At 72.9% G+C, this 19,163-nt stretch carries 16 protein-coding genes; 9 read left to right on the top strand and 7 right to left on the bottom strand.

Annotated features, from left to right (window positions below; genetic code table 11):
- Nucleotides 1–23 precede the first annotated feature (23 nt).
- From Cs7R123_RS33955 to Cs7R123_RS33935, 5 genes are read left to right on the top strand one after another with little or no spacing between them, the layout of a single operon-like run.
- Nucleotides 24–1,919, top strand: a complete 1,896-nt coding sequence (locus Cs7R123_RS33955) for an ABC transporter substrate-binding protein (RefSeq protein WP_212832674.1) — start codon at nt 24–26, stop codon at nt 1,917–1,919.
- A complete protein-coding gene (locus tag Cs7R123_RS33950) occupies nt 1,916–2,929 on the top strand; it encodes an ABC transporter permease (RefSeq protein ID WP_212832672.1) in 1,014 nt (337 codons plus the stop codon). The genes Cs7R123_RS33955 and Cs7R123_RS33950 overlap by 4 nt, the downstream gene beginning before the upstream one ends.
- Nucleotides 2,926–3,795 carry an ABC transporter permease gene (locus Cs7R123_RS33945; protein WP_212832671.1) on the top strand — a complete coding sequence of 290 codons (870 nt, stop codon included), beginning with the start codon at nt 2,926–2,928 and terminating at the stop codon, nt 3,793–3,795. Before Cs7R123_RS33950 ends, Cs7R123_RS33945 begins: the two co-directional genes overlap by 4 nt.
- A complete protein-coding gene (locus Cs7R123_RS33940; protein WP_212832670.1) occupies nt 3,795–4,766 on the top strand; it encodes an ABC transporter ATP-binding protein in 972 nt (323 codons plus the stop codon). Before Cs7R123_RS33945 ends, Cs7R123_RS33940 begins: the two co-directional genes overlap by 1 nt.
- Nucleotides 4,763–5,848, top strand: coding sequence for an ABC transporter ATP-binding protein (locus Cs7R123_RS33935; protein WP_212832664.1), 1,086 nt, complete (start codon nt 4,763–4,765; stop codon nt 5,846–5,848). Before Cs7R123_RS33940 ends, Cs7R123_RS33935 begins: the two co-directional genes overlap by 4 nt.
- Nucleotides 5,849–6,071: 223 nt before the next feature.
- On the opposite strand, the gene Cs7R123_RS33930 is transcribed toward Cs7R123_RS33935, so the two are convergent.
- From Cs7R123_RS33930 to Cs7R123_RS33915, 4 genes are all read right to left on the bottom strand, one after another.
- Nucleotides 6,072–6,539 carry a hypothetical protein gene (locus tag Cs7R123_RS33930; protein ID WP_212832662.1) on the bottom strand — a complete coding sequence of 156 codons (468 nt, stop codon included), beginning with the start codon at nt 6,537–6,539 and terminating at the stop codon, nt 6,072–6,074.
- 76 nt (nt 6,540–6,615) lie between these two features.
- Entirely contained in the window at nt 6,616–7,641 is a 1,026-nt protein-coding gene (locus Cs7R123_RS33925; RefSeq protein WP_212832659.1) for an aspartate-semialdehyde dehydrogenase, read from the bottom strand.
- Between the two features lie 175 nt (nt 7,642–7,816).
- A complete protein-coding gene (locus tag Cs7R123_RS33920) occupies nt 7,817–9,445 on the bottom strand; it encodes a glycoside hydrolase family 13 protein (RefSeq protein ID WP_212832657.1) in 1,629 nt (542 codons plus the stop codon).
- A gap of 467 nt (nt 9,446–9,912) precedes the next feature.
- Nucleotides 9,913–11,013 (bottom strand): P1 family peptidase, encoded by a 1,101-nt coding sequence (locus tag Cs7R123_RS33915; RefSeq protein WP_212832655.1) that lies wholly within the window; start codon nt 11,011–11,013, stop codon nt 9,913–9,915.
- Between the two features lie 75 nt (nt 11,014–11,088).
- On the opposite strand from Cs7R123_RS33915, the gene Cs7R123_RS33910 reads away from it, so the two are divergent.
- On the top strand, nt 11,089–12,153 hold the full coding sequence (locus tag Cs7R123_RS33910; RefSeq protein ID WP_212832653.1) for a hypothetical protein: 1,065 nt from the start codon (nt 11,089–11,091) through the stop codon (nt 12,151–12,153).
- Nucleotides 12,154–12,370: 217 nt separating this feature from the next.
- On the opposite strand, the gene Cs7R123_RS33905 is transcribed toward Cs7R123_RS33910, so the two are convergent.
- The 3 genes from Cs7R123_RS33905 to Cs7R123_RS33895 form a co-directional block, all read right to left on the bottom strand.
- Nucleotides 12,371–12,973 carry a TetR/AcrR family transcriptional regulator gene (locus Cs7R123_RS33905; protein WP_212832651.1) on the bottom strand — a complete coding sequence of 201 codons (603 nt, stop codon included), beginning with the start codon at nt 12,971–12,973 and terminating at the stop codon, nt 12,371–12,373.
- A 53-nt stretch (nt 12,974–13,026) separates the two neighbouring features.
- The gene (locus Cs7R123_RS33900; RefSeq protein WP_212832649.1) at nt 13,027–14,298 is read right to left on the bottom strand and encodes an MFS transporter; all 1,272 of its coding nucleotides are present in this window, start codon (nt 14,296–14,298) and stop codon (nt 13,027–13,029) included.
- Nucleotides 14,299–14,659: 361 nt separating this feature from the next.
- Entirely contained in the window at nt 14,660–15,253 is a 594-nt protein-coding gene (locus tag Cs7R123_RS33895) for a TetR/AcrR family transcriptional regulator (RefSeq protein WP_212832647.1), read from the bottom strand.
- Nucleotides 15,254–15,323: 70 nt separating this feature from the next.
- On the opposite strand from Cs7R123_RS33895, the gene Cs7R123_RS33890 reads away from it, so the two are divergent.
- The 3 genes from Cs7R123_RS33890 (at nt 15,324) to Cs7R123_RS33880 (ending at nt 19,094) form a co-directional block, all read left to right on the top strand.
- Nucleotides 15,324–16,373: a hypothetical protein gene (locus Cs7R123_RS33890; RefSeq protein ID WP_212832645.1), complete on the top strand. Its 1,050-nt coding sequence runs from the start codon at nt 15,324–15,326 to the stop codon at nt 16,371–16,373.
- 121 nt (nt 16,374–16,494) lie between these two features.
- On the top strand, nt 16,495–17,406 hold the full coding sequence (locus Cs7R123_RS33885) for a proteasome assembly chaperone family protein (RefSeq protein WP_212834847.1): 912 nt from the start codon (nt 16,495–16,497) through the stop codon (nt 17,404–17,406).
- A gap of 98 nt (nt 17,407–17,504) precedes the next feature.
- Entirely contained in the window at nt 17,505–19,094 is a 1,590-nt protein-coding gene (locus Cs7R123_RS33880) for a hypothetical protein (protein WP_212832643.1), read from the top strand.
- Nucleotides 19,095–19,163: the final 69 nt, after the last annotated feature.

The raw sequence follows: 19,163 nt of genomic DNA, 5'->3' as shown, positions 1-19,163 counted from the left end.
CGGGCACCAAGGGAGAGAACCTGATGAGCAGCACCCCACCTGCTCCCAAATCCTGGCTGACCAATCAGTCAGTACGCGGAGTTCGCGCCCGGGTGGCCATGGTGGCCGCCGTCGCGCTGGCCGCGCTCGGGGCGCTGGCCGCCCCGGCCGCCGCGGACGAGTCGCCCTCGCCCGGTGCCGCCAACCCGCCGCGGAGCAAGACGAGCTTCGTCATCGGCGTCAAGCAGGACATCGACTCGCTGAACCCGTACGTCGGCGTGGTCGCGGCCGCGTTCGACATGTACCAGCTGATGTACGACTACCTCACCGTCTCCTCCGCCAAGGACTTCTCGCCCGAGCCCTCGCTCGCGCAGAGCTGGGAGACCTCGGCCGACGGCAAGACCTGGACCTACCACCTGCACCCGGGCGTGAAGTGGTCCGACGGCACCGACCTGACCGCCAAGGACGTCGTCTACACGTTCAAGCGGGCCAAGACCGACGAGACGGCCAACGGGCAGTACAGCAGCTACGTCGACAACATCACCGACATCACCGCGCCCGACGACGCGACCGTGGTCATGACCACGGAGAAACCCAGCCCGATCATGCTGCGCCTGGCCGTGCCGATCCTGCCCGAGCACGTCTGGTCGAAGGTCAGCGCCAAGGACGCGGGCACCTTCGCCAACGACAAGGATGTGGTGGGTTCGGGGCCGTTCCGGCTGGCCGAGGCGAAGAAGGGGCAGTTCTACCGGTTCACCGCCAACAAGTCGTACTTCGACGGGGCGCCGAAGATCGACGAGCTGGTGTTCACGGTCTTCGCCGACGACTCCGCGCTGGCCCAGGCGCTGCGCCAGGGCGAGATCGACATGGCGCAGGAACTGCCCGCCGCGATCGCGGACACCCTGGTCGGCAAGCCCGGCATCACCGTCAACGACGCCAAGTACTACGGCTTCAACGAGATCGGCTACAACCTCGGCGCCGCCACCGTCGACGGCAAGGCCATCGGCGACGGGCACCCGGCGCTGAAGGACAAGCAGGTCCGGCTGGCCATCGACACCGCCATCGACCGCAAGACCCTGGTCGACAAGGTGCTCAACGGCCACGGCAGCCCCGCCTCCGGCGTGATCCCGCCGATCTACGCCGACATGCACTGGAACCCCGGCGCCGACGCCCGCGCGTTCGACCCGGCCAAGGCGAACGCGATCCTCGACGCCGCGGGCTACGCCAAGGGCGCCGACGGCGTACGCGCCAAGGACGGCAGGAAGCTGGAGCTCCGCCTGTTCGGCCGCGACTCCTCGGAATACTCCAAGCAGTCCGCCGAGTACGTGCGCTCCTGGCTCAAGGACGTCGGCATCAAGGTCACCGTCTCGATCATGAGCGAGGACAACCTCACCAGCGTGCTGGGCAAGGGCGAGTTCGACCTGTTCGAGTGGGGCTGGGTCGTCGAGCCCGACCCCGACTTCCAGCTGTCGGTGATGACCTGCGACCAGCGCTCGTACGAGGAGGACGGCGAGATCGCGGCGGGCTGGTCGGACAGCTTCTACTGCAACCCCGAGTTCGACAAGCTGTACCGGCAGCAGCAGACCATGATCGACCCGAAGGCGCGGGCCGAGGTGGTCAAGGCGGCCCAGAAGCTGCTGTACGACGACGTCGCGTACTCGCTGACGTACTACTACAACCAGTCCGAGGCGTACCGGTCGGACCGGTTCACCGGGTTCGTCCCGCAGCCCAGCAACGGCGGCATCCTCGCCTTCCAGTACGGCACGCACAGCTACCGCCACATCCAGCCGGTCACCTCGGCGGCCCCCGCCGGCAACGACAGCCTGTCCACGGTGCTGGTCGTGCTGATCGTCGCCGGGGCGGTGGTGCTGCTCGCGCTGATCGTCATGGTGATCGTGCTGGTCAGCCGCCGTCGCAAGAACGCGGACGACCGGGAGTGAGCGGCGTCGGCGACGGGGCCGGTGCGGCGACGCACCGGCCCCGCCGGACCCTCTCCGCCGGGTACGTCCTGCGCAAGCTGCTCTCGGCGCTGGCCATGCTGCTGTTCGTCACGGTCGTCAACTTCTTCCTGTTCCGGGTGCTGCCCGGCGACCCGGCCAAGGCGTTCGCCCCGCGCGGGCGCAACGCCGACCCCGAGGCGCTGCGGGAACTGCGCGACCGGCTCGGGCTCACCGACCCGTGGTACACGGCGTTCGGCAAGTACCTGCGCGCGCTGCTCCAGGGCGATCTGGGCGTCTCGTTCAGCCAGCACGCCAAGGTCGTCGACGTGATCGGCGAGCGCATCCTGCCGACCGTCCTGCTGTCGGGCACCGCGCTGGTCCTGGCCGCCGGGATCGGCGTATGGCTGGGCGCGCGCAGCGGCTGGCGCCACGGCAGCCGGTTCGACCGGGTCGCCTCCAGCCTCGCCGTCACCTTCTACTCGGTGCCGGAGTGGCTGCTCGGCCTGGTGCTGCTGGTGCTGCTCAACAAGTACGGCGTCTTCCCGGCCCGGGGCATGAGCGACCCGCGCACCACCCTGCCCGCCGTCGTGGACACCCTGTGGCACATGGTGCTGCCGGTCACCGTCCTCACCGTCGTCTACGTCGCCGAGTACTCCCTGATCATGCGGTCGTCGATGCTGGACGAGCGGCGCGCCGACTACCTGGCCACGGCGCGGGCCAAGGGCCTGCGCGACGACCTGGTGATGCGGCGCCACGCGCTGCCCAACGCGCTGCTGCCGTCGATGACCCTGTTCTTCCTCAGCATGGGCTTCGTGGTGGCCGGGGCGATCACGGTGGAGACGGTGTTCTCCTGGCCGGGGCTGGGCCTGCTGACCTTCGACGCGCTGCGCGGACCGGACATCCCGCTGCTGCAGGGCCTGTTCCTGTTCTTCTCGGCCGGAGTGATCGTCATGAACCTCGTCGCCGACCTGCTCATGCCGGTGCTGGACCCCCGGGTGCGTGCGTCATGACGATCACTGCCCTGCGTGTCCCGACCTGGCGGCGCTTCCTGCGCGACCGCGAGGGCCGGTCCGGCCTGATCGTGCTGGTGCTGTTCGCGCTGGTCGCGATCTTCGCGGACCTGCTGGCCGACCCGGTCGGCCTGGAGATCACCAAGGCGCCCGGCCGCCCGCTCCAACCGCCGAGCTGGGCGTTCCCGCTCGGCACCGACAACGCGGGCCGCTCGGTGCTCACCATGGTCGTCCACGGCAGCCAGATCACGCTGCTGGTCGGGCTGGCCGCCACGGTGATCTCGATGGTGCTGGGCACCCTGGTCGGCATCACCTCCGGCCATTTCAGCGGCCTGCTCGGCGGCACGCTCAACCGGCTCACCGAGTGGTTCCTGGTCATCCCGTACCTGCCGCTGGCGATCGTGCTGGCCACGGTGTTCCCGCCGGCGGTGCCCAAGCTCGTCGCCGTGGTCATCGTGATCGGCGTGACGTCGTGGTCCGGCACCGCCCGGCTGGTGCGGGCGCAGACCATGGCCATCGAGGCGCGGCCGTACCTGGAACGGGCCCGCGCCCTGGGCGGCGGCCACTGGCACCAGATGACCCGGCACGTGCTGCCCAACGTGATGCCGCTGGTGCTGGCCAACACCACGCTGACCGTCTCCGTCGCGATCATCGCCGAGACCACGCTGTCGTTCCTCGGCCTCGGCGACCCGCTGCGGGTCTCCTGGGGCCGCATCCTGGAGCAGGCGTACGACCTCGGCGCGATCGACCTCGACGCCTGGTGGTGGGTGCTCGCCCCCGGCCTGTCGGTGGTGCTGGTGGTCCGCGCGTTCAACATGTGCGGCCGGGCGCTGGAGCGCATCCTCGACCCACGGCTGGAGATGTGATGGCACCCCTGCTGGAGATATCGGATCTGCGGGTGTCCTACCGCGACCGCGGCGTCGGAGTCCCCGCCGTGCGCGGCGTGGACCTGTCCCTGGACGCCGGGCAGACGCTCGGCCTGGCCGGGGAGTCCGGCTGCGGCAAGTCGACCCTGGCCGGGGCGATCCTGCGGCTGCTGCCGGGCACCGCCGAGGTGTCCGGGCGGATCGCACTCGACGGCGCCGACGTGCTCACCATGAGCTGGGGCCAGCTGCGCGCCGTACGCTGGAACGACGCCTCGATCGTGTTCCAGGGCGCGATGCACGCCCTCAACCCGGTGCGCACCGTCGGCCGCCAGATCGCCGAACCGATCCTGCTGCACGCGCCGAGGACCTCGGCCCGTACGGCGGCCGCCCGGGTCGCCGACCTGCTGGAACAGGTCGGGGTGCCCGCGTGGCGGGCCGACTCCTACCCGCACGAGCTGTCCGGCGGGCAGAAGCAGCGCGTCATGATCGCGATGGCGCTGGCCTGCGAGCCGCGGCTCATCATCGCCGACGAGCCGACCACCGCGCTGGACGTGATGGTGCAGGCCCAGGTGCTGACGCTGCTCACGGACCTGGTCCGGGAGCGGGGACTGGGCCTGATCCTGATCAGCCACGACCTGTCGGTGCTCGCCTCCACCTGCCACCGCGTCGCCGTCATGTACGCCGGCCGCGTGGTCGAGCACGGTCCCGGCCACGAGCTGTTCGCCGCCGCCGCGCACCCGTACGCGCGGGCGCTGGCGGCGGCGTTCCCGGTCATCGGCGACCCGGCCTCCCGCCGCGCCCCGCGCGGGCTGCCCGGCGACCCGCCCGACCCGCGCGACCTCGACGGCGGCTGCGCCTTCGCGCCGCGCTGCCCGGTGGCGCTGGGCGAATGCGCCGAGCACGACATCGCGCTGCGCCGCGTCGACGACGCCCGCAGCGCCGCCTGCGTCCACGTGGGAGGTCCGTCATGAGTGAGCAGGTCGCACGGCCCGGGGCGGCGGCCGGAGCCGCCGGCGCGGACCGGTTCTCGGTGCATCCGGTGATCGAGGCGCGAGGGCTGAAGGTCGGGTTCGGGGCGCCGGTCAAGGGGGTGCCGCCGATCCGGGCCGTCGACGGGGTCGAGCTGTCGGTCGACCGGGGCGAGATCGTGGCCCTGGCCGGGGAGTCCGGCAGCGGCAAGACCACGCTGGCCCGCGCGCTGCTGGGGCTCCAGCGGCCGTACGCGGGCCAGGTGCTGCACCACGGCCGGCCGCTGGACTACCGCTCGGCCGGGCTCAAGGCGCTGCGCCGCCGGGTGCAGCTGGTGCTCCAGGACCCGACCGGCGCCCTCAACCCGCGCCGCACCGTGTACGAGGCCGTCGCCGAGGGCCTGCGCATCCACAAGGTGCCCGGCGACGAGAAGGCACTGGTCGCCCGAGCGCTCTCGCAGGCGGGGCTGCGCCCGGCGGAGCGATTCTTCGGGCGGTACCCGCACGAGCTGTCCGGCGGGCAGCGTCAGCGGGTCGTGATCGCGGGTGCGCTGGTGCTCGAACCGGAGCTGATCATCGCGGACGAGCCGGTCGCGTCGCTGGACGCCTCGGTGCGCGGCGAGATCCTGGCCCTGCTGCTGTCCCTGCGCGACGAGCTGGGCCTGTCGGTGCTGGTCGTGACGCATGACCTCGGGCTGGCGTGGAACATCGCCGACCGGCTCGCGGTGATGTACCTCGGGCGCATCGTCGAGGTGGGGCGGACCGAGCAGGTGCTGGCGGTGCCGAAGCATCCGTACACGTCGGCGCTGATCTCGGTGCTGCCGGAGGCGGGGCGGGAGCCGATCGTGCTGGCGGGGGAGTCGCCGGACCCGTCGCGGATACCGGCCGGGTGCCGGTTCCATCCGCGCTGCCCCGCGGTGGCCGACGGCACTGCCCAGCGGGCCGGGATCGCGGCGCGCTGCGCGGGCGAGGCACTGCCGGTGCTGCCGCTGCACGGCGGCCACCAGGCGGCCTGCCTGCTGCCCCACGTGGGCGACGGCATCGCCGCCGCCGCGAACGGCACCCCGACCGGCCCCACCGCTTGACCTGCCCTGTCCCACCCCGCCCAGACCCCGCCTGATCCCGCCCCGACCCCGCCACCACGCCCGCCGCCCGCCCGTTTTTCATAAACGTTGGCCTATGTCGTCGAGTTCGATCTCGCTGGAGTCGATGAGATAGGCCAACGTTTATGAAAAACGGGAGCTGGGCGGAGGTGGGGGCGGTCGCCGTGAGTGATGGGGGTCGGGGGGCGGGGTCGGGTCGGGCCAGTCAGGAGGTGCTGCGCTCGAAGAAGCAGACGTCCTGGACGTCCGGGTCGCCCAGCAGCACCACGATCTCGTCGTCGCCCGCCTGCCAGCCCCAGCCCGCCCCGCTGTCGAACTCCAGCCACAGGTCCTGGTACGGGTCCAGCCGCTCCGGCGGCCCCAGCGTCCACCGCCCCGTGCCGCCGTCGGGCAGGTCGGCCATGTCGTGGCCGTGGTAGCGGCTGTTGTCGTTGTCGGCGCATCCGTGCAGGCGGTCGGCGTCGAAGGTGCCGTCCGAGTGCAGCACCAGCCGGGCCCCGCTCTCGCCGGTCCAGGTGTCCACCAGGTCCACGGGTTCGAGGTCGGGGGCGAAGCCGATCGGCCCGATCGAGCCGCAGCAGCACGCGCAGCCGCCGGTGAAGATCAGCAGTGCGGTCCAGGCGGCCGCCGCCCGCAGGCTCAGCCGTCGCGATACGCGGAAGAAGTCACGCACAGGTTCATGCAACCACCCGGATGCCGTGAAGGGCCGGTGCGTGCACCGGCCCTTCACACGATCCACACAGGCCGGATCAGCCCAGCTCGGCCAGCAGCAGCTCGGCGATCTGCACCGCGTTCAGGGCCGCGCCCTTGCGCAGGTTGTCGCTGGAGCAGAACAGCGACAGTCCGTTCGCGACGGTCTCGTCGGCGCGGATGCGCCCGACGTACGTCGGGTCCTGGCCGGCGGCCTGGAGCGGGGTCGGCACGTCGACCAGTCGCACGCCGGGCGCATCGGCCAGCAGCTCGCGGGCCCGGTCGGGGCTGATCGGGCGGGCGAAGCGGGCGTTGATCTGGAGCGAGTGGCCGGTGAAGACCGGCACCCGGACGCAGGTGCCGGAGACCGGCAGGTCCGGGATGCCGAGGATCTTGCGGCTCTCGTTGCGCAGCTTCTGCTCCTCGTCGGTCTCGCCGGAGCCGTCGGCGACCAGCGCGCCCGCCAGCGGCAGCACGTTGAACGCGATCGGGTGGGCGTACACCTTCGGGGCCGGGTAGTCGACGGCGCGGCCGTCGTGGGCGAGGCCGCGAGCTTCGCCGATCACGGCGCTGGCCTGCTCGTGCAGCTCGTCCACGCCGGTGAGGCCGGTGCCGGACACCGCCTGGTACGTGGTGGCGATCAGCCCGGTCAGCTGCGCCTCGTCGTGCAGCGGCCGCAGCACCGGCATCGCCGCCATGGTGGTGCAGTTCGGGTTGGCGATGATGCCCTTGGGGCGCTGCTTGGCCGCCAGCGGGTTGACCTCGGAAACGACCAGCGGCACGTCCGGGTCCAGGCGCCAGCCCGACGAGTTGTCGATCACGACGGCGCCGGCCTCGGCCACCTTCGGCGCCAGCGCCAGCGACGTGGTCTTGCCCGCCGAGAACAGCACGATGTCGAGTCCGCGGTAGTCGGCGGTGGCGGCGTCCTCCACCGTGATCTCGGTGTCGGCCCACGGCAGCGTCCTGCCGGCCGAGCGGGCCGAGGCGAACAGCCTCAGCTCGTCCACCGGGAACTTGCGCTCCGCCAGCACACGGCGCATGACGCCGCCGACCTGACCCGTTGCTCCGACGATGCCGATTCTCATGCGCCCAGGGTAACGACCGGCCTGGTCACGCGAGCTTCCCGTCTCGGAATTCGGGCTGGTGGGGCAGCTCAGCGGCCCTTCGCCGGGCGTGATCCCGGACACGGCCGCGCCGCGGGCGCCTGGTTCGGCCGTGTCCGAGCATCACTGCGGGGGGTCGTCCGCGGTGTCGGGCCGCTCAGACCAGCCGCAGCCAGACCGCGCTGTCCGGGGCGACCTTGAGCTCCTGTAGCGGGTCGCTGGCCAGCAGCAGGTAGCCGTGCGGCGGCAGCGGCACCGGCTCGGCGGACAGGTTGACCAGGCAGGCGAAGCCGTCGCCGCGCCGGAAGTACAGCACGCCGTGGGCGGCCGGGCCCGCGCCGTCGAGCCAGGTGAGGGTGCCGTCGCCGAGGTCGGGCTCGGTGCGCCGCAGGTGCAGGGCGCGCCGGTACAGCTCCAGCATGGACGGGCGGCTGCCCGCCTGGGCCTGCGCGCTCAGCGCCGCCCACGCCTCCGGCTGCGGCAGCCACGGGTCGGCGGTGGCCCAGTCGGGGCTGAAGCCGTACGGCTTGGCAGTGCCCGACCAGGGCAGCGGCACCCGGCAGCCGTCGCGGCCCCGGTCGGTGAAGCCCGACCGCAGCCAGCGCGGGTCCTGCAACAGCTCGGCCGCAATGTCCTGGACCTCGGGCAGACCCAGCTCCTCGCCCTGGTAGACGTACGCGCTGCCGGGCAGGGCGAGGCTGAGCAGCGCCGCCGCCCGCGCCCGCCGGGTGCCCAGGGCCAGGTCGGCGGTCTGCGTCATCGCGTCGGGGGCGAAGCTGTGCGAGGTGTCGGCGCGGCCGTAGCGCGTCACGTGGCGTACGACATCGTGGTTGGACAGCACCCACGTCGCCGGCGCACCGACCAGCGCGTGCGTGCCCAGCGTCTCGTCGATCACCGCCCGGAACGCCAGCGCGTCCCAGGGGCAGGCCAGGAACGCGAAGTTGAACCCGGTGTGCAGCTCGTCGGGGCGCAGGTAGCGGGTGAACCGGTCGGCGTTCGGTTCCCAGAGCTCACCGACGAACACCGCCTGCTGGGGGTACGTGTCGGCGATGGCGCGCCAGCTCCGGAAGATCTCGTGCACCCCGTCCTGGTCGCGCCACGGCCGGATCGCGGCGGGGTCGAGAGTGGACTGGTCGGGCAGCGCCGGGTCCTTGACCAGGTGGTCGGCGACGTCGATGCGGAAACCGTCCACGCCCCGGTCGAGCCAGAACCGCAGCGTGGTCTCGAAGTCGGCGCGCACCGCGGGGTGGTCCCAGTTCCAGTCGGGCTGCTCGGGGGCGAACATGTGCAGGTACCAGTCGCCGTCGTCGACCCGCGTCCAGGCCGGGCCGCCGAAGTGCGAGCGCCAGTCGTTGGGCGGCTGGTCGCCGTGCTCGCCCCGGCCGGGCCGGAACCAGAACAGGTCCCGCTCCGGGGCGCCGGGCGCGGCCGCCAGTGCCGCCGCGAACGCCGGGTGCCGGTCGGAGCAGTGGTTGGGCACGATGTCGACGATGACGCGCAGATCCAGGGCGTGCGCCTCGGCGAGGAACGCCTCGGCGTGGGCCAGGGAGCCGAACCGCGGGTCGATGTCGCGGTAGTCGGCGACGTCGTAGCCGGCGTCGGCCATGGGGGAGACGTACCAGGGGCTGAGCCAGATCGCGTCGATGCCGAGGTCACGCAGGTAGGGGAGGCGGTCGCGCAGGCCGTTGACGTCACCGATCCCGTCGCCGTCCCCGTCGGCGAAGCTGCGCGGGTAGACCTGGTAGATGACGGCGTCGCGCCACCACGGTCGGGAGTGCCTGCTCATGGGGTCTCCGGAGTTCGGCGTACGGAAACGGCATGGAAACCGCTTTCTGTATCGGATTCGAACCTTACTAGGCGGGTCTGGGCTGGGTCAATGGTTGCGGAAAGCGCTTTCCAGTCGTGATCGGAGACGCTACCCGGCTGCCGCTCGGGCGCGCTACCGCTTGGCGCTGCCGCGTGGGGCGCTGCCGCGGGTGGGTCGCGTGGAGATCGCCGTCTGCGGTCGAAACATGCGCTGCATCCGCACCATGCGACCGCAGACGGCGATCACCCACGGCGCCAATGTAGACGCTGGCCTATTACGTCGACTGAGGCAAGGTCAAAGTCCACGTAATAGGCCAGCGTCAATAAAAGACGGGGCGGGGCGGCGCAGGGGCAGGGCAGGGCAGGGCGGGGCGGGGCAGGGCGGGGGAGGGCGGGGTGGGACGCGGCGGAGCTGGGTGGGGCGGTGTGGTGTGGGGCGGTGTGGGGTCAGGGGTGGTGGAGGAGGGGGGTGAGCTGGTCGATCGGGAGGCCTTCGGAGGTGTTGCCGTTGCGGCCGGTGACCGTCGGGGCGTTGAGCAGGCTGTTCAGGACGCTCTCCTCCGTGGCCTCGACGACGGCCGCGAAGTACGGATCCAGTGCCCGGCCCTGCAGGGCCGTCCGCTCGCTCAGGCCGCCGCGCGGTGCCCGCAGCCCGGTGGCCAGGGCGAGGAAGATCTCGCCGCTGGCGTGGTGGGCGGTGGAGCCGGTACGGGCCAGGCCGAGCCCGGCGCGGGCCGCCAGCCGCCGGCAGCCGGCGGGGTCGATCGGCGCGTCGGTGACGATCACGACGACGCAGGACCCGGCCGGGGGCGCGGTCGGGGCGGCGGCCCCGGGCAGCAGCCGTCCGGCCGGTACGCCCGCCACCGTCAGCCGCTCGCGCTCGCCGAAGTTCGTCATCGCCAGCACGCCGACGGTGTGGCCGCTGGGCACGACCCGGGACGCGGTGCCGATGCCGCCCTTGAAGCCCAGGCAGCTCATGCCGGTGCCGGAGCCGACCGCGCCCTCGGCGGGCGGCTGCGGGACGCGCCCGGCGGCCCGGTCGGCGTCGGCGGCGGCCGCACCGGCGCGGGCGGCGGCCAGCGCGGCGGCGACGTCGTCGCGGGTGACCTGCATGCGGCGTGACTCGCTGAGGAAGCTGTCGTCGCACTCGGCGACCACGGGGATGATCACGTCGTCGTCGCCGATCGCGGGTTCCTCGGCCATCAGCAGTTCGCAGGCGGCGTCGTACACGCGGCCGAGTTGCATGGTGGAGGTGAGGAAGATCGGGCTCTCGACCAGCCCCCATTCCTGCGCGGACAGCAGGCCGGTACATTCGCCCGCGCCGTTGAGCACCGAGCCGCCCGCCGGGATCGGGGCGTGGAAGCCGCTGCCGCCGAGGTCGATGACGGTCACCCCGGTGCGCGCCGCGCCGCGCCCCAGCGGTGGCGGCTGCTCGTCGCGCCAGACGGTGGCGTGGCCGACGCCGACGCCGGGCACGTCGACGATGGAGCGGCTGGGGCCGCTGGGCAGGGAACCGATGGTGATACCGAGGTCAGTCACGCGGGGCATGGGCGGGAGCCTAGCTGAGTCTCGACTCAGTAACGACCCCTGTGAGGAGCCGATGAAGGCTGGCATCATGCCGGGATGGCGAAGCAGTTGGACCTGCCCGTGGTGTGGAGCGACGACGTGCTGCGGCACGTTCCCGACGCCGAGATCTGGATCGGCGTACGCACGCCCGGCACCGAACTCCCCGAACGCGCCACGGTGCTGCGCGCGGCGCTGACCGGCGCGGGCGCGCGGCTGGTCCAGGCCCGCCCGCTCGCCGACGACCTGCTCGTACAGGCACACGACCCGGCCCTGGTGGCGCACTTGGAGAACATCTATCGCGAGTGGTGCGAAGGCGGCTACCTGGACCACCAGAACCGCGTGGTGCCGTACGTCTTCCCGACTCCGGCGATGCTCGAAGGGCTGCCGGTGCGCCGCCCGACGGCCGTGCACGCGCGCGCCGGGCAGTTCTGCTACGACACGATGACGCTGGTCGGGCCGGGGACCTGGCCCGCCGCCCAGGCCGCCGCGCACGCCGCGGCGACCGCGGCCGACCTGGTCGCCGCGGGGGAGCGGGCCGCGTACGCCCTCTGCCGCCCGCCCGGCCACCACGCCACCCGCACCGGCTTCGGCGGCTCGTGCTACCTGAACAACGCCGCCGTCGCGGCGCTGGCGCTGCGCCGGGCCGGAGTCGCCCGGGTGGCCGTGATCGACGTCGACGCCCACCACGGCAACGGCACCCAGTCGATCTTCTACGACCGTGCCGACGTGCTCTACACCTCGGTGCACGTGGACCCGGGCGCGGGCTGGTTCCCGCACTACGCCGGGTTCGGCGACGAGGCCGGCACCGGCGCGGGCGAGGGGGCCAACCTCAACATCCCGATCGCGCCGGGCAGCGGCGACCAGACCTGGCTTGCGGGCGTACGCCGGATGGCCGAGTTCGTCGCGGGCCGCGCCGACGCCATCGTGCTCTCCCTCGGCGTGGACGCGGCCGCCGCCGACCCGGAGAGCCCGCTCCAGGTCACCGAACAGGGCTACCACGACACCGGCGCCATCCTCGCCGACCTGGGCCTACCGGCCGTAGCCGTCCACGAGGGCGGCTACCACCTCCCGACCCTCGGCGCCCTGACGGTCGCGACCCTCCAAGGCCTCACCACCCGCTGAACCCCACGCGGGTCTCGCACGCTCGCCGGCGGCGTCTGGACTGAGGAGCGTGACCGAGCCGAAGGCTCGGCAGCGACGAGGGAAGACGCCGCCTGAAAGGCGAGCGTGCCGCGCCCGCGGAGGCGGGCGCCAGCGGCAGAGCGAGCGTGCCGCGCCCGCGGAGGCGGGCGCCAGCGGCAGAGCGAGCGTGCCGCGCCCGCGGAGCGGGCGCCAGCAGTCAAGCGAGGTCGGCGGGATCTATGCCGACCTCGCGAGCAGTCACCATGCGCATCCATTCGAAGGCTTGTTTGCGGGAGATGGCCTTCTCGTGGACGGTGAGCTGGACGGCGAGACCGTCGATGATGGCGTTGATGCGCCAGGCGGCACCGGCCGGGTCGTCGCAGGTGAAGGAGCCGTCGGCGACCCCGGCCGCGATGACCTCGGTCAGCCCCTCCTTCCAGCGCAGATCCATCTTCCGGGACACCTTCTCCAGCTCCGGGGTGCGCAGCGCCTCGGACCAGCCGTCGATCCACATCAGCCACGACTTGGACCGCCCGGCCGGGGCGAGCAGCTTCACCAGCCGCTTCAGCTTCTCGGTGGATGTGGCGTTGGATTCGATGACCGCGTGCAGCCGGGCCACGTCCTGCTCGGCCGCATACGCGAAAGCCTGCGCCAGCAGGGCGTCCTTGCTGGTGAAGTGGTAGAACACCAGCGCCTGGCTGACTCCGGCGGCCTTGGCGACGTCGGCCGTGCGCGTGTTGGCGAACCCGCGCTCGACGATCACGTCGACGGCGGTGCGCAGCAGCGCATCGAGGCGCACTTCGGCAGTTCGTCGGGCCACGCGCCAAACCCTAACGCACAATCGACCATGGCGAGCATCGGCTGAGTCGCTGATCAGGCCCGTACCGGTGTGTCCGATGCGGCCGCGACCCCGCGGGCGGCGTCGGCGCCGATGCGCCCGCGCCCGGTCAGCGCCAGCAGCGCACCGAGCCCGACCATGGCGGTGGCGACGAGGATGACGCTGGTCAGCGCGGTGCCGCGGGAGATCAGCACGCCCGACAGCGACGACCCGGCGGCGAAACCGACATAGATCCCCGTCCCTACCAGCGTGAACGCCTCCGTGCTGCGCCCGGCCGGGGCGATGTCGGTGACGAGCGCGCACTCGACCGCTGTTGTCGGGGATATGACCATTCCGCCGAGGAAGAGGATCAGCGCCAGGCTCGGCAGGCCGTGGGCCAGCAGCATCGCGGCGAACCCGAGGGTGTTGAGGCACAGCAGCAGAGCGAACAGCCTGGCTTGACTAAGCCGCGGATTCATGCCTGAGAACCAGATGCCGCCGGTGATGGATCCGGCGCTCCACGCGGCGACCACCGCCCCGGCGAACTGGGGCGTGCCCAGGTCGGCGGCGTAGGCGGGGATGGCGACTTCCATCACGCCGTACGCGGCGGCTTCGAGGGCGCCGACGATGAGCACGATCACCATGCTGAGCAGGAGCAGCCGGGTGCGGTCGCGCCGGGCCGGGGCCGCGGTGCCCGCCCCGGTGTGGATCTCGCGGTAGCGGGCGGTGAGGCCCGGCGCGGCGGCCAGGCCCAGCGAGCCCGCGGTGGCCAGCAGCGCGGTCAGCACCACCGCCAGGTACGGGTTGGCCAGCGCGGTCACCAGCGCGATCAGCATCGGCCCGAGCACGTACGTCAGCTCGACCGTGATCGCGTCGAAGGCGTACGCGGTCTTGGCGTGGGCGGGCGCGAGCCCCGGCAGCACCACCCGGGTGACCGCGCCGACGGGCGGGTTGGCGGCCCCGGCGGCGGCCGCCAGCGCGACGACCAGCCACACCGGGTCGTGCCGCCACAGCACCACCACCATCGCGGTCAGCAGGGCGGCATAGAGCACGCCGGTGCTCCGCAGCACCGCGACGGCGTGGCCGCGGTCGCACAGGCGGCCCAGCCACGGGGCGGTGAACGCGGTGACGGCCGAGTGCGCGCCGGTGGCGATGCCGGCGACGGCGTACGAGCCGGTGCCGTGCTGCACGGCGAGCACGAAGACCAGGGTCGCCATGCCGTAGGGCAGGCGGCCGATCAGGGAGGGCACCGCGACCCTGGCGACACCCGGGCTGGCGATGAGGGCACGGTAACGGCGGGCAGCGGTGACGACCGCGAGGCCGGACATGGGAAGAGCTCCAAGCTGAGGAGAGAGGGAAGGGCGTTCGGTGTCGGAGTGCGTCCGGCACTCAACCGAACTGCCGCGCCGCCCGACGGCTCCAGCAGCGCTTGACGACGACCTGCTCCCGGACCTGCGTGCTCGTTCCCGTGGCCCGCGTGGCCATCAGACATCCCTCCCGGCTTCCCTGCCAGGCTATCCACTGACTGAGTCATCAGTCAATTAACGGCACCCGCCGAGCCCTTGATCAGGGAGGACGGAACCCCTCGCCGAGTTGCCGGGCAATCGGGCGAAAGAGCGGCCGCGATACGCCCGATTGCCCGGCAACTCGGCGAGGGGTTCCGGCGGCGGGTGGTGGGTCAGTGGTGGGTCAGCGGGTGGTGAGGAGGGTGTGCAGGCCCGCGATGTAGGTGTCGACGTCCGGTTCGCCGAGCAGCACGCGTTGCAGGGCGTAGCCGGGGATGAGGCTGAACAGCACGGTGCCGACGGCGTGGGGGTCGGCGCCGGGGGGCAGGTGGCCGGCGGCGATCTGGCGGCGGGCCAGGTCGTCGAAGTGGTGGCGGACGGTGCCGTACACCCGCCGCACGAACTCGGCCAGCTGCGGGTTGCGCAGCGACTCGGCCCAGACCTGGAGCGCCATCGGGAACACGCCGTCGGGGCCGAGCTGCGGTTCGACGGCACGCAGCACCCGGCTCATCGCCTCGGCCAGCGGCGGCACGGGCTCGTCCGTGCGGACCTGGTCCAGGATCTCGCCGATCATGCCGATGACGTCCTCGGCGATCGCCGAGATCAGCTCCTCCTTGCTGCGGAAGTAGCGGTAGAAGGCGCCGACGGACAGCCCGGCCTCGCTGATCACGTCCTGCATCGAGGTGGCGTGGAAGCCGTTGCGGGAGAAGCAGGCGCGGGCGGCGTCGATGATCTGGCGACGGCGGGCGGCGAGGTGGGCTTCCGAGACGCGGGGCATGTCCCAGATCATAAAACGAACGATCGTTCTTGACAGGCGGAAGCGGTACGGCACACTCTTCCGTAAGAGAATGAGCGTTCGTTTTAAGGAGTCGCTGATGCGCCGCACCCCACCCCCGGCGGCCCTGGCCCTGATCATCGCCGCGGCGGTGATGGCCCTGCAGTCGCTGCTGCTGCCGCTGTTCGCGGCCCCTGCGGCCAACCTCGGGCCGCGTGACCTGCCCGTCGTCGTGACCGGTCCGGCCCCGGCGGTCGCGGCGTTCACCGCCCGGATCACCGCGGCGGACCCCGACGCGTTCGAGGTCACCGAGGTCGCCGACGCGGCGGCGGCCGACGCGGCGGTACGCGGGCGGGAGGCGTACGCGGCCTTCGTCCTCGGGCCGCAGGGCGCGCAGCTGCACGTCGCCTCGGCCGCCGCACCCGCCGTGGCCAGCCTGCTGACCGTGGCCGCCCAGCAGCTCGGCGCGGGCGGGCCGCCGGTCGCCGTCACCGACCTGGCGCCGCTGCCCGCCGACGACCCGCACGGCGGCGGCTTCGCCTCCGGCTTCTTCCCGCTGGTCATCACCTCGATCCTGGCCGCCGTCGCGCTGTTCTTCGCGGTGCCGCGCTTCGGCGCCCGGATCGCCGGGCTGCTCGCCTTCGCCGCCCTGTCCGGCACCATCGGCGCCACCGTGCTGCAGGGCTGGCTCGGCGTGGTCGGCGGCGAGTGGCTGCCGGTCGCGGGCGTGATCGCGCTGATCACCCTGGCGATCAGCGCCACGGTCAACGGGCTGGCCAGCGTCGCCGGGCCGCGCGGCATCGGGCTGGGCGCGGCGCTGGTGCTGCTGGTCGGCAACGCGCTCGGCGCGGTGGGCGCCGCCCCCGAGCTGCTGCCGCAGCCGTGGGGGCAGTTCGGGCAGTGGCTGCCCATCGGCGCCGGGGCGACCCTGCTGCGCTCGGTCGCCTGGTTCGACGGCGCGGGCGGCACCCCTGCGGTATGGGTCCTGTCCGCCTGGGCCGCCGTCGGCCTGGCTCTGGTCGGCCTCGGCTGGCTGGGCCGCAAGGAGGACGCGCCGCAGGACGCGCCCGGGGCGGAGGCGCACGAGGCCGCCCGGCGCCTCGGCGCTACCGTGGCAGGCTGAGGCCCACGCCGGATCGCCGGACGCGCCCGCGTGTCCGGCAATCCGGCGGTAGCGCGCAGGAATGCCCACGGCGGCGGCGGTGTTGGCCTCGGTGGAAGTCCATCTGCAGGAGGCGAACGACGTGCTCGACCCACAGGAGCTGTACCAGCTGGCCGACGAACTGCCCGAGCTGGGCCGCCCGGTCCTGCTGCACGCGCTGTCGGGGTTCGTCGACGCCGGTTCGGCCGGGCGGCTGGCCCGGGAGCACCTGCTGGACACCCTCGACTCGCAGCTGGTCGCCACGTTCGATCTGGACCAGCTGCTCGACTACCGGTCCCGGCGGCCGCTGATGCACTTCGCGGCCGACCATTGGGAGTCCTACGACGAGCCCGCGCTGGAGCTGCACGCGCTGCGCGACCACGACGACACCCCGTTCCTGCTGCTCACCGGCCCGGAGCCGGACCTGCAGTGGGAGCGGTTCGTGGCCGCGTTCAAGCTGCTGGTCGACCGGCTCCAGGTGCGGCTGACCATCGGCGTCCACGCGATCCCGATGTCGGTGCCGCACACCCGGCCCGCCGGGGTCACCGCCCACGGCACCCGGCCCGAGCTGACGGTGGGCCACGAGCCGTGGATCGCCAACGTGCAGGTGCCCGCGAGCATGACCAACCTGCTGGAGTTCCGCCTCGGCCAGGCCGGGCACGACGCGATGGGCTTCGCCGCCCACGTGCCGCACTACCTGGCCGACAGCGAGTACCCGCCCGCCGCCGAACTGCTGCTGACCTCGGTGTCGCGCGCCACCGGCCTGCTGCTGCCGACCGAGGACCTGCGCGAGGCGGGCGAGCGGGTGCGGGCCGAGATCGAGCGCCAGCTCGTCGACAACCAGCAGGCCGCCGCGGTGGTCCGCGCGCTGGAGGAGCAGTACGACGCGTTCACCCGCGGCCGCGCCAGCAACCTGCTCACCGAGCCGACCCCGCTGCCGACGGCCGACGAACTCGGCGCGGAGCTGGAGCGCTTCCTCGCCGAGCACCACAACAAGGACAACCCCAAGGACTGACGGGCGCCGAGAAGGGCACCGTCCCACCGCTGTGCGGGTGGACGGTGCCCTTCTCGGCGCCCGGCGCGAGGTTGTGCGCGGCTGCGATCCTGGGGCGCATGTCGGACGGGGTGGGTATCGATGAGGGTCGGCGCGACGGGCTGGGGCGGGCGCTGGCCTGGCTGGCCCATCCGGTCAGCGTGGGCGGCCTGGTCCTGCTGCTGCTCAACGACCATCTGCTGAAGGCCTGGTATCCCGGCCAGGTCACCGGCAAGCTCAGCGACCTGGCCGGGATGCTGATGTTCCCGCCGCTGCTGGCGTGCCTCGCGGCGCTGGCGCCCCGGCTGCCCGAGCGCGTGGCCGGCCCGCTGGCCCTCGCCCTCACCGCGGCGGGCTTCACCGCGGTCAAGGCAGTCGAACCCGGCGCCCGGCTGGCGTCGCAGGCGTGGTCGGTGCTGCACGGGCCGTCGGTGGTCCGCGCCGACGCGACCGACCTGCTGGTCCTGCCCGCCCTGGCCCTGTCCTGGTGGGCCTGGCGCCGGGCCGGGCACGCGCGACGGCCTGCCGGGCGCACGCTGCGGACGGTCCGGGCTCTGGTCCTGGTCCCTGCCGCGCTGCTGGCGACCGTGGCCACCAGCGCACCGATGTGGCCCGAGACGAACTGGGTGGGCACGGACGAGGCGGGCGCGATCCTCGTCGAGACCGTCAACGGCTACCACGACAGTCCCTTCGGATACGTACGCAGCACCGACGGCGGCGCCACCTTCACCCCGGTGCCGCTGCAGGAGCAACCGGACGAGCGTCCGCAGGACGGACGGCGTGAGGACTGCCTCGGCCAGGTCTGCTACCGCGCGGTCGAGGGCGAGCTGCACGTGCAGTCCAGCCAGGACGGCGGCCGGACCTGGACCACCGCGTGGCAGGTGCGGGGCCGCCAGCTCGCGGCACTCGTCGACTGGTACGAGCCGAAGGGCTTTTTCAGCGACTCCGGCGAGACGGACCACCTCAGCTCGCAATCGCTGCGGGTGTTCCCGTCCGGCAGCGGGCACGTCGTGATCGTCGCCAACGGGCCCGACGGCATCTTGCGGCGTGACGTCGACGGCACCTGGACTCGGCTCGGCATCTGGACCTTCGACCGGTGGGACCCGGTACCGCCGCTGGCCGACGTCTGGGAGCCGACCATCGGCGCCCGGGTCACGGCGGCGCTGTTCACCGCTGGGGCGATCGGCCTGCTCGTGCTGCTCGTCGCGGCCGCGGCGGCCCGGACGTACGGACCCGGCGGCGGCGACCGCCGGTTCGTGCTGCTCGGTGCGCCGATCCTCGGCGGCACCGTGTTCCTCGTCGACACCCTGTACGCCTCGACGCCCGGCCCGGAGGGCGCCGGCGTCGTAGCCGGCCTGCTGCTCGCGGTGCTGAACCTGGCCGCGCTCGCGCTGGCCGGGTGGGCGCTGGCGCGGGCCCTGCGCCGGGGGCTGCTGCCGCCGGGACGGCTGGTGCCGGTGCTGCTCGCGGCGGTCGCCGCGATCGGGCTCACGGCGTGGTGGCATGACGGGGCCGTGGTGACCGAGCTCGACAGCCGGGCGCCGTCGGTGGCGCTGCACGTCCTCGCGGGGCTGGCCGCCACCGGTGTGGCGCTGGCGGCGGTGCGGCTGCGGCGGCCCGTACCGCCCGTACCGCCCGAACCGCCCGAACCGCGCGAGGAGGAGGGCTGAGCAGTTTGGAGGGATGTGAGCGCCGCCGGGTATTGCCCAGCGCGGCGACAGCTTGCATGCTGACCTGAC

The sequence above is a fragment of the Catellatospora sp. TT07R-123 genome (assembly GCF_018327705.1).
In the GTDB taxonomy this organism is placed as follows: Bacteria; Actinomycetota; Actinomycetes; order Mycobacteriales; family Micromonosporaceae; genus Catellatospora.
The sequence above is the reverse complement of the archived record's forward strand: the minus strand, read 5'-3'. Positions and strand labels throughout refer to the sequence as shown.